At 63.7% G+C, this 14,605-nt stretch carries 18 protein-coding genes; 11 read left to right on the top strand and 7 right to left on the bottom strand.

Annotated features, from left to right (window positions below):
• Positions 1-38: 38 nt before the first annotated feature.
• The 3 genes from ACTIGC_RS01290 to pgeF are packed head-to-tail and all read left to right on the top strand — an operon-like array spanning position 39 to position 3,177.
• Positions 39-947 (top strand): alpha/beta hydrolase, encoded by a 909-nt coding sequence (locus tag ACTIGC_RS01290; RefSeq protein ID WP_439632687.1) that lies wholly within the window; start codon positions 39-41, stop codon positions 945-947.
• Positions 947-2,395, top strand: a complete 1,449-nt coding sequence (locus ACTIGC_RS01285; protein WP_439632686.1) for a protein adenylyltransferase SelO family protein — start codon at positions 947-949, stop codon at positions 2,393-2,395. Before ACTIGC_RS01290 ends, ACTIGC_RS01285 begins: the two co-directional genes overlap by 1 nt.
• Positions 2,392-3,177: a peptidoglycan editing factor PgeF gene (gene pgeF / locus ACTIGC_RS01280; protein ID WP_439632685.1), complete on the top strand. Its 786-nt coding sequence runs from the start codon at positions 2,392-2,394 to the stop codon at positions 3,175-3,177. Before ACTIGC_RS01285 ends, pgeF begins: the two co-directional genes overlap by 4 nt.
• Before the next feature lie 9 nt (positions 3,178-3,186).
• Here the strand turns inward: pgeF and ACTIGC_RS01275 are convergent, their stop codons facing one another.
• The 6 genes from ACTIGC_RS01275 to ACTIGC_RS01250 form a co-directional block, all read right to left on the bottom strand.
• Positions 3,187-3,489 (bottom strand): HigA family addiction module antitoxin, encoded by a 303-nt coding sequence (locus ACTIGC_RS01275; protein WP_439632684.1) that lies wholly within the window; start codon positions 3,487-3,489, stop codon positions 3,187-3,189.
• A gap of 29 nt (positions 3,490-3,518) precedes the next feature.
• Positions 3,519-3,800, bottom strand: coding sequence for a type II toxin-antitoxin system RelE/ParE family toxin (locus ACTIGC_RS01270; protein WP_439632683.1), 282 nt, complete (start codon positions 3,798-3,800; stop codon positions 3,519-3,521).
• 91 nt (positions 3,801-3,891) lie between these two features.
• Positions 3,892-4,701 carry an exodeoxyribonuclease III gene (gene xth / locus ACTIGC_RS01265; RefSeq protein ID WP_439632682.1) on the bottom strand — a complete coding sequence of 270 codons (810 nt, stop codon included), beginning with the start codon at positions 4,699-4,701 and terminating at the stop codon, positions 3,892-3,894.
• A gap of 26 nt (positions 4,702-4,727) precedes the next feature.
• On the bottom strand, positions 4,728-5,342 hold the full coding sequence (locus tag ACTIGC_RS01260) for a hypothetical protein (protein WP_127565201.1): 615 nt from the start codon (positions 5,340-5,342) through the stop codon (positions 4,728-4,730).
• A 326-nt stretch (positions 5,343-5,668) separates the two neighbouring features.
• Positions 5,669-7,765 carry a putative bifunctional diguanylate cyclase/phosphodiesterase gene (locus tag ACTIGC_RS01255; RefSeq protein WP_439632681.1) on the bottom strand — a complete coding sequence of 699 codons (2,097 nt, stop codon included), beginning with the start codon at positions 7,763-7,765 and terminating at the stop codon, positions 5,669-5,671.
• Positions 7,766-7,910: 145 nt separating this feature from the next.
• Entirely contained in the window at positions 7,911-8,921 is a 1,011-nt protein-coding gene (locus ACTIGC_RS01250) for an adenosine kinase (RefSeq protein ID WP_127565199.1), read from the bottom strand.
• A 164-nt stretch (positions 8,922-9,085) separates the two neighbouring features.
• Here ACTIGC_RS01250 and ACTIGC_RS01245 point away from each other — a divergent pair, with 164 nt between their 5' ends.
• The gene (locus ACTIGC_RS01245; RefSeq protein WP_439632680.1) at positions 9,086-9,982 is read left to right on the top strand and encodes an ATP-grasp domain-containing protein; all 897 of its coding nucleotides are present in this window, start codon (positions 9,086-9,088) and stop codon (positions 9,980-9,982) included.
• On the opposite strand, the gene ACTIGC_RS01240 is transcribed toward ACTIGC_RS01245, so the two are convergent.
• Positions 9,979-10,566, bottom strand: coding sequence for a hypothetical protein (locus ACTIGC_RS01240; RefSeq protein ID WP_439632679.1), 588 nt, complete (start codon positions 10,564-10,566; stop codon positions 9,979-9,981). The two genes, ACTIGC_RS01245 and ACTIGC_RS01240, sit on opposite strands and share 4 nt — an antisense overlap.
• A gap of 55 nt (positions 10,567-10,621) precedes the next feature.
• Between ACTIGC_RS01240 and ACTIGC_RS01235 the strand changes: the two genes are divergently transcribed.
• The 7 genes from ACTIGC_RS01235 to ACTIGC_RS01205 all read left to right on the top strand — a co-directional run bounded on the left by ACTIGC_RS01235 (position 10,622) and on the right by ACTIGC_RS01205 (position 14,583).
• Positions 10,622-11,095, top strand: a complete 474-nt coding sequence (locus ACTIGC_RS01235; protein ID WP_439632678.1) for a universal stress protein — start codon at positions 10,622-10,624, stop codon at positions 11,093-11,095.
• Between the two features lie 107 nt (positions 11,096-11,202).
• Positions 11,203-11,763, top strand: coding sequence for a NifU family protein (locus ACTIGC_RS01230; protein WP_439632677.1), 561 nt, complete (start codon positions 11,203-11,205; stop codon positions 11,761-11,763).
• A 226-nt stretch (positions 11,764-11,989) separates the two neighbouring features.
• A complete protein-coding gene (locus ACTIGC_RS01225; RefSeq protein ID WP_439632676.1) occupies positions 11,990-12,616 on the top strand; it encodes a malonic semialdehyde reductase in 627 nt (208 codons plus the stop codon).
• A gap of 7 nt (positions 12,617-12,623) precedes the next feature.
• On the top strand, positions 12,624-13,280 hold the full coding sequence (tsaB, locus tag ACTIGC_RS01220; protein WP_439632675.1) for a tRNA (adenosine(37)-N6)-threonylcarbamoyltransferase complex dimerization subunit type 1 TsaB: 657 nt from the start codon (positions 12,624-12,626) through the stop codon (positions 13,278-13,280).
• Positions 13,277-13,720, top strand: coding sequence for a GNAT family N-acetyltransferase (locus ACTIGC_RS01215; RefSeq protein ID WP_439632674.1), 444 nt, complete (start codon positions 13,277-13,279; stop codon positions 13,718-13,720). Before tsaB ends, ACTIGC_RS01215 begins: the two co-directional genes overlap by 4 nt.
• An 83-nt stretch (positions 13,721-13,803) precedes the next feature.
• On the top strand, positions 13,804-14,220 hold the full coding sequence (locus tag ACTIGC_RS01210) for a Fur family transcriptional regulator (RefSeq protein WP_439632673.1): 417 nt from the start codon (positions 13,804-13,806) through the stop codon (positions 14,218-14,220).
• 69 nt (positions 14,221-14,289) lie between these two features.
• Positions 14,290-14,583: a hypothetical protein gene (locus ACTIGC_RS01205; RefSeq protein ID WP_439632672.1), complete on the top strand. Its 294-nt coding sequence runs from the start codon at positions 14,290-14,292 to the stop codon at positions 14,581-14,583.
• Positions 14,584-14,605: the final 22 nt, after the last annotated feature.

Here is a 14,605-nt window from a genome sequence, read left to right as displayed (position 1 = left end):
TGCCATTGAGGCCCCGCGCGCCGAACTATGCAGCTTCCATGCTGACCCCTGAAAAAGCCTTTGCTGATCTGGCAGCGCATTTCACGCCTGAGCGCACTGCGCCGGGCATGCGTGAAGCGTTACGGCGCATGATTCCCATTGCAGAGCTTGAGCCGCCGGGCGTTGAAAGGATCGAGAACCTGACTTTGCCCGGCCCGTCCGAGCCAATTCCGGTGCGCGTCTGGGTACCGTTCGATGCGGCCGAGAATGGCGCCGGACTGGTCTATTTCCACGGTGGCGGGTTCGTGGTCGGTGATATCGACACCCATGCGCCGCTCTGCCAGCGCCTCGCGGCGGCGTCGGGTGTGCGTGTGGTGTCGGTGGATTACCGCAAGGCACCGGAACACGCCTTCCCGGCAGCCGTGAACGACGCACTGGCCGCATTTGATGCCGTGCGGGACGGTGCGCTGGCCGATTGCGGGTTTTCCGCTGACAGGCTGGCCGTTGGCGGGGACTCGGCGGGCGGCAATCTGGCCGCTGTCATCGCGCAGCACCGGCGCGGCAAGGTGGCCTTCCAGCTGCTTTTCTATCCGCTGCTGCAACTCGTGGAAATCAGGCGCGCGCGTCAGCCTTGGCAGGAAGGCCCACTCCTGTCCCGCGAAGTGCTCAAGCGTGTTCAGAAAAGCTATCTGCGCAGCCTCGATGATGTGCGCGACGTCCGTGTCTCGCCCTTGCTGGCTGACGACCTTAAAGGCATTGCGCCTACCTTCCTTCTGGCCGCAGAGCTTGATCCGCTCCTCAATGAGGGTGCAGCCTATGCCGACCGGCTGGCCGCATCGGGCGTGCCGGTGGAAAGGGTGGTCATCAATACTGTGCCCCATGGTTTCCTCAATATGACGCGCATATTGCCTCAGGCCGCGGAGGCGGTTGTGAGGGCAGCAAAGGCGCTTGAGAAGGGGCTGGCCTGATGGCCGCACGCTACCAGCCCGATCCGCGCTTTTCCGCGCTGGGCGGTGAATTTGCCGATCCGGTGGAGCCAGCGGGCTTCCCCGCAGGCATAGAGCGCTGGTGGAACACGCGATGGGCCGAAGCGGTGGGACTGGGCGATCTGGACGGGGCCGCGCGCGCGGCGCATTTTCACCGTTTCGAGGCTTTGCCCGGCAATCAGGAAAAGCCGCTGGCGCTACGCTATCACGGCCACCAGTTCCGCACCTATAACCCGCAGATCGGCGACGGGCGGGGCTTCCTGTTCGGGCAAGTGCGCGATAACGAGGGCCGCCTGCTGGACTTCGGCACAAAGGGGTCGGGCCAGACGCCGTTTTCGCGCACCGGCGATGGCCGTCTGACGCTGAAAGGCGCGGTGCGCGAGCTGCTGGCATCGGAAATGCTGGAGGCGCTCGGCGTCTACACCTCCAAGACATTCGCCATTTTCGAGACCGGAGAAGCGCTGCACCGGGGCGATGAGCCGAGCCCCACGCGCTCTGCGGTGATGACGCGCCTGTCGCACTCCCATGTGCGCATCGGCATGTTCCAGCGCCATGCCTATTTCAACCGGCCGGACCTGATTGAAGCGCTGATGGACTATGCGATTGAGCATTTTCACCCCGGCGCGGCAGGCGGCGATACGCCCGCGCGTGCGGCGGCGTTTCTCGAACACACCACTGCGGCGCTGGCCCGGCTTAGCGCTGAATGGATGGCGGCAGGCTTTGTCCATGGCGTGCTTAATACCGATAATCTGGTCGTGACGGGCGAGAGCTTTGATTACGGGCCGTGGCGCTTCCTGCCCGTCTTCGAGCCGGGCTTTACAGCCGCCTATTTCGATGAGGGCGGGCTTTATGCCTATGGCCGCCAGCCGGAATCGGTCCTGTGGGCGCTGGAGCAGCTGGCAGGGGCCTTATTGCTCATCGGCGAGGAAGACAGCCTCGTCAAGGCGCTGATGACCTTCCCGGACCAGTACCGCGCCGCGCTTTACGAAGCCTGGCATCGGCGGCTTGGCATAGCGCCGCTGGGCGGCGAGGCGGACGGGGCCTTCCTCACATCCCTGCTGCGCTTCATGCACCAGAGCCAGCTGCCCTTTGAAGCGGTGGTGTTCGACTGGTTTGGCGGCGCGGGCTCGAAGGACCGGGCTTTTGCAGGTCCACGCGGGAAACATTACCGCGCTGACGGGTTTGAGAGCGTGCTGGAGGGATTTGACGCGCGCGCGCCCGTGCGCCCTGAGCGCCTGTCCCACCGCTATTTTGCGCAAGATGAGCCGACGGACATGGTGTTCGAAACGATGGAAGCGGCCTGGGCGCCGATTGCGCAGAGCGATGACTGGTCCGCGCTGCACACCCTGCTGGGCCGGGTCTCTGACGCTCATGAGGCCTATGATCTGGGGCGCGGCCGCAGCGGTTTTCTCGATGGGGCCACGTCATGAGCAGGCTGGAATTCCTCTTCGCGGACAGTCTGGGCGAAGGCATTGTTCACGCCTTCACCACGCGCAGTGGCGGGGTCAGCGAAGGCCCTTATGCAAGTTTAAACCTCACCTGGTCGCGCGGCGATGACAAGGATCATGTCTCTGAAAACCGCGCGCGGGTGGCCCGGGCGCTGGGTGTCACGCGGCTGGTCTTTGCCAATCAGGTGCATGCCGACACCGTGCTGAAAGCCGATGGGCCGCCTGAAGGCTGGTCAGTGGGTGAAGGCGACGCGCTCATCACCAGCCAGAGCGGCTTTGCGCTATGTACGCAGGTTGCCGACTGCGTGCCGGTGCTGCTGCATGATCCGGTCAATCACGCCATAGCCGCCATTCATTCGGGCTGGCGCAGCACGGTGAAGAACATCACCGCGCGCACGATCGAGGCGATGGGCGAGGTCTATGGCAGCCGGGCGGAAAACTTGCGCGCCGCTATCGGCCCAGCAATCTCGAAAGCGAACTACCGGGTGGGACCAGAAGTGCTGGAGGCCTTTGAAGGGCTCTTCGGCACGCTTGATGAGCCGCTGATCGGGCCGAAGGATGCCGAAGGCGGCGCGGGGCTGGACGTGGCTGAAGGCGTCCACCGCCAGCTCCTGTCAGCCGGTGTGGCGCAAGACCGGATCAGCCGCATCCGCGCCTGTACCTTCGCCGATGAGGACCGCTTTTTCTCGTCGAGACGGGCCGCACGCGACGGGCATGCCGGCCAGTTTGGCGGCCAGTGCGGCATCATCGCGCTGAAAGGGTGAGCCAGACCTCTACGCCATCTGCAGAGGCGTCGCTTCAGCTTCTATGACAGCGCCGCGTTCCACCTGAGCCAGTGAGAGGTCGCGGAGCATCTGCAGATTCATCCAGAACTCCGGCGTCGTACCGAACACCCGCGCGAGACGAAGCGCCATATCACCGTCACACGCTGCACCCTCCAGCAGGCGCACAACGCGCGCGCGCGGCACACCCAGCTTCTTTGCGAGCGTCGGTGCCTTGATGGCGTACTCCGCCATGAAGTCTTCCTTGAGATGTTCCCCGACCGTGCTGGCAGGGGCCTGAAACTTATAGGACATGGGGAACCTCATCGGGACGGCATGTCAGGTTAGTGGTAGTCTTCAAAACGAACATTCCGGGCATCACCATTTGCGAATGCAAAAGTGATGCGAAACTGGTCATTCACCGAAATCGACCACCGCCCCGCCTGATCGCCTTTGAGCTGATGCAGTCGGAAGGATGGCGGAACACGCAAATCCGAAACATCAGAGGCGGCGTGTATCCGCTCAAGCGCTCGCCGGGTACGGCCAAACAACTCGGCGGGGAAGCCTTTCGGACAGGAACCCAGAAAGACGGTCTCTGTGATCTTGTCGGCAAAGCTCTTGATCATGCGGACCGCCCGAATCTTGGCCTAAGGTATCGGCGCACGATACGCTTGTCAAGAAAATGTACCGCCTATCGATACGCGCGAACGATCCACCTTACCCCAGCTTCAGCGTCACCGGCACGTGATCGGACGGTTTTTCCCAGTCGCGGGTTTCATCCCAGATGGTGAAGCCCTCGCGGCCATGGGCGGTTGCCGCGGCCTGTAGCGAAGGGGAGACCCAGATATGGTCGAGCCGCCGGCCCCGATTGGATTTGCGCCAGTCGCGATTGCGATAGCTCCACCAAGTGTAGATCTTTTCCGGCTCGGCGATCAGCTCGCGCGCGACATCGAGATAGCCCGCTCTCGTGCGCGCGGCTTCCAGCCCTTCAGTTTCCACCGGCGTATGCGAGATCACTTTCAAGAGCTGCTTGTGTGACCAGACATCGTGCTCGCGCGGCGCGATGTTGAGATCACCCACCAGCACCACATCGCCACCCTTCTGGCCGCGCTTTTCCAGATAGGCACCAAACCGGTCCAGGAAATCCAGCTTGTGGGCAAAGCGCGGATTGATCGCGATATCCGGCTCATCGCCGCCAGCGGGGATGTAGTAATTCTGGATCTCTACCCCGTCGACGCGCACGACATGGTGGCGCGCCTCCCCCTTGGGACACACCTCGCAGTCCTCCAGCACGTCAAGGGGTGTGCGCGAGACAGTGGCCACGCCATGCATACCCTTCTGACCGCTCACGTGGAAATACGGATAGCCCATATCCTTGAAGGCTTTGGCGGGGAACTGATCCTCCATGCACTTGATTTCCTGCAGGCAGATCACATCCGGCTTTGCCGTATCAGCAAAGCGCGCGACCTGTTCGATGCGCAGGCGGACCGAGTTGATATTCCAGGTGGCAAGGGTCAGGGCGGCCATCACGGCTCCTTCCTGCGGATAGTGGATCACAGAATATTATAGGTGGAGCCAGCAACGCCCACCGGCCAGCGCCCGCGCACATAAAGCCGCCAGCGGGCCAGGAAGGGGTGGGTCGGCTCTTCGTCCTCGGCCTCGGCGAGCAGAACCAGCACCGCGCCATTGGCGGCCTGGATCAGCCCGCCTGCAGCGATGTTGACCACGCTCTCATCATACATGTCGTCCATCGCGGCAGCTGCCTCGGCCGCCTCGCGCGCCAGCTCCCCGATGGACGAGGCGACAAGCGTCAGGGCGGCCTCAAGACCCTCCGGGTCGAGCCGTTCGAGCGCCCTCTCGACCAGTCCTGCACGCAGCATCTCCTCGGCCTCCCAGGCGAGCGGGTCCGTGTCGAGGCTTTCAGCGGCAATCGCGGCATCTTCCCAGCTGCCCAGCGGCGCAGGCTCGGCATCGGGAAATCCCAGACCATCAAGATAGGCGCGCGCCAGGGCCTTTTCGCGCGGGTCTAGCCGCTCGCCAAGCCGCGAGAAGAAAGCCGGATCAGCTATGCTCTCGGCAAAGGCGCGCGCCTTGTAGAGGAGCGGTATCTCCTCGAGCAGGCGGGCGATCACATCATCGCTGGAATCGGGGGAGTCAGACGGTGCCATGCCTGCTGTCTAGCGCGCTGACGAATGCCCGAACAGGGCACAACCGCAAAAACTATGGCGCCCGATGGTGAGGGGACCATCGGGCGCCGATCGGGACCGCTTGACTGCCACATGCTGCACCGGGAGGGGATCAACCGGAGCGGGCCTGACCCTGGACGGTTTGCGGGGGACGACGCCGTGCCAGAGCGAGCGGGTCAGAGTGCTTGCGGCCCGCACGTGTATTTATGCCACAAGTGAGGGGCGTTGTTCAATTAAATTGTAGAAAGGTGTTGTGCGTTGCCAATTCGCCACATGCTGAGGCATGCCGAATCGATGATTTCGTGCCCTCAGGCGCTGGCGAGCTGCATCCTGGATTTGTCGTCATCGGCAAAGCGCACAAGGTCGGCCAGCGGCATCGGACGGGCAAAGAGATAGCCTTGCGCCAGCGTGGCGCCCTGTTCGCGCAGGAAGGCAAGCTGTTCGCTGGTTTCCACGCCTTCGGCCACGGTCTGCAGCTTCAGGGCCTTTGCCATGGCCAGAATTGTCTCGACCACGATGCGGGCGTGCGGGTCTTTTGACATATCGCGCACAAAGCTCTGGTCGATCTTGAACACGTCAAACGGCATGCGGGTCAGGTAGGACAGGCTGGAATGGCCGGTGCCGAAATCGTCAATGGCAAAGCCGACGCCGCGCGCGCGCAGCGGTTCGATCTGTTCCAGCACACGCTCAGGCTGGCGCATGGCGACCGACTCGGTCAGCTCCAGCTCCAGCAGGGAGGCTGGCAGGCCGGTTTCGCGCAGCGTGTCGAGCACGCTGTCGGCGAAGCCTTCATCCTCGAACTGGACGGCCGAGACGTTGACGGCCACGGGCACGCTGTAGCCGCGACGGTTTAAGTCCGCGATTTCGGTGCAGGCGCGGCGCATGACCCAGTCGCCAATCTCGCCGATCAGACCGCATTCTTCAGCTGCCTGGATGAACGTACCGGGAGACAGGAGGCCGGCCGTGGGGTGGTTCCAGCGCACCAGCGCTTCAACACCCGCAATCGAGCCGTCCTTGATGGAAATCTTGGGCTGGTAGAAGACCACCAGCTGGTCGTCGCGTACCGCTTCACGCAGCTCGCCTTCCAGCACCAGCCGTTCAAAGGCTGTCTGGTTCATGCTGGCTTCAAAAAACTCGTACGCATTGCCGCCCGCGCACTTGGCAGCCGCCATGGCAAGGTCGGCATGACGCAGCAAGGTTTCAGGGTCACCGCCATCACGCGGGAAGACCGCCACACCAACCGATACGCCCAGGAAGACACGGTGGCCCGAAATCTCGAACGGGCGGCGGACCGCATCGATCACCAGGCGTGCTACGCGAGCCGCATCAGCCGGATCGCGCAAAGCGGGCAGAAGGATGGTGAATTCGTCGCCGCCAAGACGCGCGACCAGCGATGGCTCGGCGCCATCTTCGCCCTGTCGCAGATCCCAGCCGCGGGCGGTTTCGCGCAGGCGCCGGGCAACTGCTTCCAGCAGGCGGTCCCCTTCACCCAGACCCAGCGAGTCGTTCACGCGCTTGAAGCGGTCGAGATCAAGGAACAAGACCGCTCCGGCCGTGCCTGTGTCTTCAGCGCGCCGGGTCACGCGCTCGACTTCCTTGCGGAAGCGCTCGCGATTGGGCAGCTCGGTGACCATGTCGACATAGGCAAGGCGGTGAATGCGTTTCATGGACGCATCAAGGCGGGCAAACATGCGGTTGAAGGCATTAGCCAGCACTTCAAGCTCGTCACCCGTGCGCACGTCGATGCGCATGTCCAGCTTGCGCGAGGAGGCGAGGCGTGCCGCTTCGGTCAACTTGTGGATAGGGCCAAGAGCCGTCCGCACGACGTAGGCGACGAGAGGCAGGAAGATGAGCAGCGCGACAAGGCCGACGAGAATCTGGCGCTGGAAAATCTCGGCCGCGGGACGCGAGACAGCCGCGATCGGCACATCAATCACGATGGCGCCGGCAAGGCGCCCCTGGTGCATGACAGGGTGAGCGACACGGATCAGCTCGCCAACAATTTCCACCCGGGTATCAACAGAGCCAAGCGCACCGTGGACCAGGGCGTCAGTGCTGCGTTCACCGGGCGCGAACTCCACATTGCCGGCACTGACCAGCACCTCTCGGGCCGGGTCGACAATATACGCGCCCTGGACATCGCCGCGCTCGCCGAACGCGCCCAGCCCCATTGTCAGGCGGCGGGCATCGCGCTGGGAGGCCTGTTCAGCGAGATTGGATGCAAGCACCTGTGACATCAACTCGGCATGGGCAAGCGCGGTAACGCGGTTATCGTGCGACTTGGACACATAACCGATGCCGGTCATTACCGATGTGGCAGCAATCAGCACGAACGCGCACAGCACCGTGAATTTCATCACGAGCGAACGCATCATGCGTGACAGGGCGTGGCGAAGCGGAGCCATCAGTCCTCACGGGGCAAGGCCACACCTGTCCGGTTGTCGTACCGGATGGTGCGGCAGGTAGACGCAGATTTTCAGAGCTTGCTGAAAATCGCGTTAAGCACCCGCATAGAGACTGTTAACCTGTTGAAACCGCTTCTTGTAATCGTCAGGCGGCGGCGGGGATGGTGATGCCGCGCCGGGCGGCCAGCCCTGCCAGGCTGACGAGGGGCCGCGCACCGACATGGGAGATCACTTCGGCGGCGGCCAGCACGCCCAGACGGCCACACGTCTCAAGATCCGCGCTGCGCGCAAGCCCCAGCAGGAAGCCGGCAGCAAAAAGATCGCCCGCTCCCGTCGTATCGACCAGCCGTTCGACCGGGTCAGCCGGAACCGCAACACTCTCCTCTCCGCAGATGATGACGGCACCCTTTTCCGAGCGCGTGATGGCCGCGATGCGCGTCTGCGTCCTCAGCTGTGCCAGAGCCGCATCAAAATCATCGAGCTGGTAGAGCGATTTCAGCTCTGCCTCATTGGCGAATACCACATCAACATGGCCTGCAATCAGCTGGCGGAAGCTGGCGCGGTGGCGATCCACGCAGAAGGGGTCAGACAGGGTCAGCGCCACCTTGCGGCCTGCCTTGCGGGCGATCTCGGCGGCCGCCACGAAAGCAGCTTTCGCCTCGTCCCGGTCGAAAAGATAGCCTTCCAGATAGGTGATGTGGGCATCTGCAATGCGGGCCGCATCGACATCCTCACCGGAGAACAGGGTCGATGCACCCAGGAAGGTGTTCATCGAGCGCTGGGCATCGGGCGTCACCAGAATGAGGCAGCGCGCAGTCGCCGGTCCGCCTGTCAGCGGCGCCGTCGAGTAATCAACGCCGGTGGCACGCAGATCGTGGGCGAAAATCTCGCCCAGCTGGTCGTCGGCCACCTTGCCGATATAGGCCCCGCGCCCGCCCAGGCTCGCCACCCCTGCCAGCGTGTTGGCCGCTGACCCGCCAGAGACTTCCTGGCCCGGGCCCATCGCGGCGTAGATCGCTTTCGCCCGATCCTCGTCAATCAGCGTCATGGCACCTTTCTCGATACCGTGCTGGCCGAGAAAAGCGTCATCGGCCGTCGCGATCACGTCTACGATCGCGTTGCCGACACCGATAATGTCGAAGCTGGGGGTGGCCATGGGCGGTAATCCTTCCGGTTGCGGTGCGGGCGTGGGCTTAACGCCTGCACGGCATACACTCAAGCCCGGCTGCGGATTCAGGCCGGCGCTGCCGCCCGGCCCTTGACGCAAAATGCGGTGACGCTAGAGCCGGACCGTCAGCACGAGGGAAAACGGGGAGTTTCATGCGCGCCATAGCCTATCTTGTCTCGGCCAATGTGCTGGCCCATCGCCGTGAAGCGCGCGGTGACGCGCACGAGTTCACCGAGCAATTCGCCGCCATTGATGCGCCCTGCCGGGAAGCCGGGTTCGCGCTGGAGCCGGTGGTCTGGGACGAAGGGTTTGACCCGGAGAGCTTTGACGGCGTGGTGGTTGGCCCGACCTGGGATTACTGGGACAAGACGGAGCGCTTCCTTCAGGTGCTGTCAGCGGCCAGCGCAACCGTGCCGCTGCTGAACCAGCTCAATGTCGTGCGCTGGAATATGGACAAAACCTATTTGCGCGATCTGGCAGCGCTTGGCGCGCCCGTGATCGAGACGGTCTGGACCGATCTGGCCACGCCGGAGACCATCGCGCCGGCCTTCGACACGCTCGCCAGTGATGATCTGGTCATCAAGCCGGTGGTAGGTGCAGGCGCGTGGCGTCAGGCGCGGGTGAAGCGCGGCGACGCGCTGCCGCCAGCAGAAGCCTTGCCGCCCGGCCGGGCCATGATCCAGGCATTCCTGCCCGCCATTCAGGAAGAGGGTGAATACTCGCTACTCTTCTTCGGGGGTGAGTTTTCCCACGCCGTCATCAAGCGCGCCGCCAAGGGCGATTACCGGATTCAGGGCATGTATGGCGGTGTGGACACGCCCTATCAGCCCTCGTCTGCCGACATTGCCCTTGCCCGCCAGTGCCTGAATGCCGCCTGCACCCATTGCGGTGTGGAGGCGCTGCTCTATGCACGCGTCGACATGGTGCGCGGACAGGAAGGCCATCTCAAACTGATGGAGATCGAGCTGATCGAGCCCTTCTACTATCCGGCCAATGCAGAGCGCTGCGGGCCATTGTTTGCAGCGGGCCTCAGGACGCTTCTGGGCTAGCCGAATTTTGCGGGGTCGTAGGGCTTTTCACCCAAGGGACGGAATATCCAGGCGGAGTAGCCGCCGGTAACGGCCAGCACCAGACCGATCAGGCCGATAACGATCTGGCCGGCGGTAAACGCCCATCCCGCCAGCACCGTCCCCGCAATACCCACGCCGAGCGCAGGCAGGAAAGCCTTCAGTTTCGCCGCGAGCGGTGCGCCCTCGACATAGGCGACATCCTCGCGGTCCTTGAGCGCGCCGTGGACCTCGCGCAGAAACAGGGCGAAGCGGTCGGCCTGATTTTCCCATTTGAGGATGCCGGTGGAGCGCAGCGAGGAAAAGCTGATCGTCCTGTCGCCTGCACTGACCCGGCAGATGATCTGGGCGGGGTCTTTCGCGCCAATGCCTGACGGCTCCACGCTCAGGCGTACCTCCTCTATCGCCTCAATGGCGATACGGCGCACCAGCGCGCCTTCCGCTGTTTCCTCCAGCCGGTCGGGCCAGAGCGTGATCTGGCGCGAAGGCGAGGCAACGGAGCGGCAATCGTCCAGCCGGTCGAGCGGCTTTGGGGCGGTTGGTGAGGTTTTGCGGGGTCTGGCCATGCAAGGCAGATGACGCCCTCTTGCCGCCGCGTCAAGAAAGCGTCACGGTCAGACCATGGCGAACATGAGAAAATTCCTTCTGATCGGTGATGGCAGCGAAGAGTCCGCTGCCGCTGCGCGCTATGCCGCGCACCGGGCGAACAATACCGGCGGCAAGGTGGCCGTGCTGGCCGTGATTGAGCCCACGACCGTCGAGCCGTGGCTGGGTGTAGGCGAGACCATGCGCCGCGAGGCAATGGAGGAAGCCGAGGCCGCACTGGAGAGCCTTGCCGAGGACATTGAAGGCGTCACTGGTGAGCGGCCCGAACTGCTGGTACGTGAGGGCGAGGCGATACACTGCATCCGCAAGCTGATCGAGGACGATGAGAGCATCTCGATTCTGGTGCTCGGCTCCGCCGTCAAGGGCGATGGCCCCGGTCCGCTTGTCACCTCGCTATCGCGCGGGCGCGGCCTGTTTGGCGAGCGAGCCATCCCGGTCACCGTGGTACCGGGCGATCTCTCCGAAGAGACGATAAAGGCACTGACCTGACGGGTAACCCTGATGCCTGCAGGGTTGAAAGGACGCGCGTTCAAGGCCAAGTGAAGGGCTGATCCCGGCACAGCCCTGCCCAGGCTTTGAAGAAGGCCCGACCCGTCATGTTTATCCAGACCGAAGCCACCCCCAATCCCGACACGCTGAAATTCCTGCCCGGTCAGGAAATTGCGCCGGAAACCCCGCGCGATTTCGCAACGCCCGAAGAGGCGCAATCCTCGCTGCTGGCGCGCGAACTATTCGCGGTCGAGGGTGTGGTGCGCGTGTTTGCCGGGTCCGATTTCGTCTCTGTCACCAAGGGCGAGGGCGTGGAATGGGTCCATATCAAGCCTGCCGTGCTGGGCGCGATCATGGATGTGCTGCAATCGGGCAAGGCGCTTTTCTCCGGCTCCGGCGAAGAGGCCGAAACCGTCTATCAGGGCGAGACAGCGGCCATCGTGAAGGAAATCCGCGAGGTCATCGATACGCGCGTGCGCCCGGCCGTGGCACAGGATGGCGGCGATATCGTGTTTCACGCCTATGACGAGAAAACCGGCATTGTCAGCCTGCATATGCGCGGCGCGTGCGCGGGCTGCCCGTCCTCGACCATGACGCTGAAGAGCGGGATCGAGAATCTGCTCAAACACTATGTGCCGGAGGTTCTGGGCGTCGAGGCGGTGGTCTAGCCACGCTTGAAACCCCGGAACCGCGAAGCGGTATCCGGGGCCTGATGCCAGTTCTGCCCGAGGTCCCGGCTCGCGCTACGCTTGGCCGGGATTTCATACGCTGGAGACTTCGGCACAGCGGTTTTTCCGCACCGGCCATAGCGTCCCTGGCCTATCCGGCTTATCTCGTGTCGAAGCCCTTCCTGCCAGCGAGAGCTGGCGCACGACAAGAATGAGGAGCCCTGCCATGAGCGAGCTTGCCCTTGCCGACCGCCACAAGACCCTGCCCGACCACGCGCTGGACCAGCTGTTCCGGGGTGCGCGCACCTTCTACACGTGGGAGGACAAGGATGTGTCCGACACGACGATCCAGGCGCTCTACGACCTTCTCAAATACGGCCCGACCAGCGCCAACAACTCGCCCGCGCGCTTCATCTTCCTCAAAGGCGCGGCCAAGGAACGGCTCAAGCCCTTCCTGATCCCGTCCAATGTCGACAAGACGATGAGCGCGCCTGTGACGGCCATTGTGGCGTGGGACTGGGAATTTCACCAGAAAGTGCCGGAGCTCTTCCCGCATGATCCCGGTGCCAAGGAATGGTTTGCTTCTGACGACGCGCGCAAGGCCAATGGTGTGCGCAATGGCACGCTGCAGGGCGCTTATCTGATCCTGGCGGCCCGTGCGCTGGGCCTTGATTGCGGCCCGATGAGCGGGTTCGACAACGCCAAGGTCGATGAAGAGTTTTTCGCCTCCGACCCGAAAATGAAGCACTGGCGCTCGAACTTTCTGGTCAATATCGGCTATGGAACGACCGAGAAGCTGTTCCCGCGCCTGCCGCGCCTCTCCTTCGACGAGGCTGCGCGCATTCTGAAATAGACTCTTCATGGCAAGTGACCCCCTCCATCGCCCGGTTCTGGTCATCGACACGACCGGGCGATGGTGCGCGGCTGCGCTGCAGCTGGCCAATGGCCGGATCCTCCAGCGCGACGAGGCGATGGAGCGCGGACAGGCTGAAAGGCTGGCGCCTCTGGTGGGCGAACTGCTTGATGAGGCGGGTATTGCGCCTCGCGAACTCTGGCGCATTGGCGTAGCGACAGGGCCGGGCAGCTTTGCCGGCACGCGCGCTGGCACTGCCTTTGCGCGCGGGCTGGCACTGGCGAGCGGCGCGCAGGCGGTCGGCGTATCCAGCCTGGCGGCGATGGCGCACGAAGCAGACCCTGAAAGTCGCGCGGCGGTGTTTGCCGTCCATGACGCCCGCCGCAGCGAGCTGGTCTGGCAGGTGTTCAGCCGCGGTGCTGCGCAGGGCGAGCCGGTTCGCAGCGATGTGGCAGATGCCAGAGCGGCCTTTACCGCCAGCGGCGCAGCCCACCTTGCCGGGTCTGGCGCACATCTTCTGGACCCAGCCTCGCCATGGGTGGATCATTCCCCTCTGATGGCGCTGCTGGCGCTGACGCGTGAAGCAGGCGGCGACACGCCCCTGCCCAGCCCGCACTATGCCCGCCCGCCGGACGCGGCGCTGCCTGGCGGCATCGTCCCATGAGCGCGGACATTCTCGCTGCCGGCCCTGAGAGCAGCGAACTGCTCGCCGCCCTGCACGCGAAAGCCTTTGACGGCGGGGAGGTCTGGGACGCGGCGGCCTTCGAGGCCCTGCTGGCGGGACCGGGCATGGATGCGCTGCTGGCGGCCAGAGGCGGCACGCCGCTGGGCTTCATCCTGATGCGCACGATAGCCGATGAGGCAGAGATGCTCACCCTTGCCGTCCTGCCATCGGCGCGCCGGGCGGGCGCTGGCCGGGCGCTGGTCAAGGCGGGACTGGAGGCCGCGCAGCGGCGCGGCGCGGCAAACGCTTTTCTTGAAGTGTCGGTGAACAGTATGGCGGCAATCGCGCTTTACCGCTCTGACGGCTGGCGTGAAGCGGGGCACCGGACACGCTATTATCGCGACGGCTCGGATGCGCTCATTATGTCGCGCAGCCTGTAGCAGGAATGGACAGATTTGGCCTGCAGGGCTAAGGACAGAGTGTAATGGCCTTGCGCAGACAAGCGCTTCATGGAGGCTGACCCATGTCAGATCGCATTGAACAATTGTGCATCGAAAAAGGTCTGCGCATGACCGAGCAGCGCCGCGTGATCGCGCGCGTGCTGTCGGAAGCTGAAGATCATCCCGACGCCGAGGAAGTGCATCGCCGCGCCGCCAGCGTCGATAACCGTATCTCTCTGGCAACCGTTTACCGCACGGTGCGTCTGTTTGAGGATGCCGGGATTATCGAGCGCCATGATTTCCGCGACGGGCGCTCGCGCTATGAGGAAGCCACCGAGGATCACCACGATCACCTGATCGATCTCAAATCCGGCGATATCGTCGAGTTCTATGACGAAGAGATCGAGAAGATGAAGGAAGCCATTGCGCGCCGCCTCGGCTACAAGCTCGTCGATCACCGGCTGGAGCTTTACGCAGTAAAGCTGAAAGACGGCGAGTAGACCCGCGTGACGCGTGTTCACGGAAGCAAGGACTGCGGGAACTCACCCAAGAACAGCTTCGTTCAGGATGTGGCGGTACTTCTCGAAGCGGGTCCCGGCAAACCGGATGTCTTGGACGACGACGTCATCTGGCATGAAGCCGCTGACAATCTTCTTGAAGGCAGAGACGCTGCACAGGCATGGCTTGCACAGCAGGCTAAGCCCTCGCTGATCGTGATTGAGCACGCTATTGCTCACGGCAAGGTGGGTGCCGCCAGCGGTGAGGCGCGCTTCGAGGACGGCCGCATACGCCGGTTCAGCCATATGCTGGAGTTCACCAGCGTGAAGGCAAACCGTCTGGCGAAAATCAAGAGCTACACCTGACACGAAGGCGCCCGGCCTTGCG

It is taken from the genome of Glycocaulis sp., assembly GCF_051859565.1.
Taxonomy (GTDB): domain Bacteria; phylum Pseudomonadota; class Alphaproteobacteria; order Caulobacterales; family Maricaulaceae; genus Glycocaulis.
The sequence above is the reverse complement of the archived record's forward strand: the minus strand, read 5'-3'. Positions and strand labels throughout refer to the sequence as shown.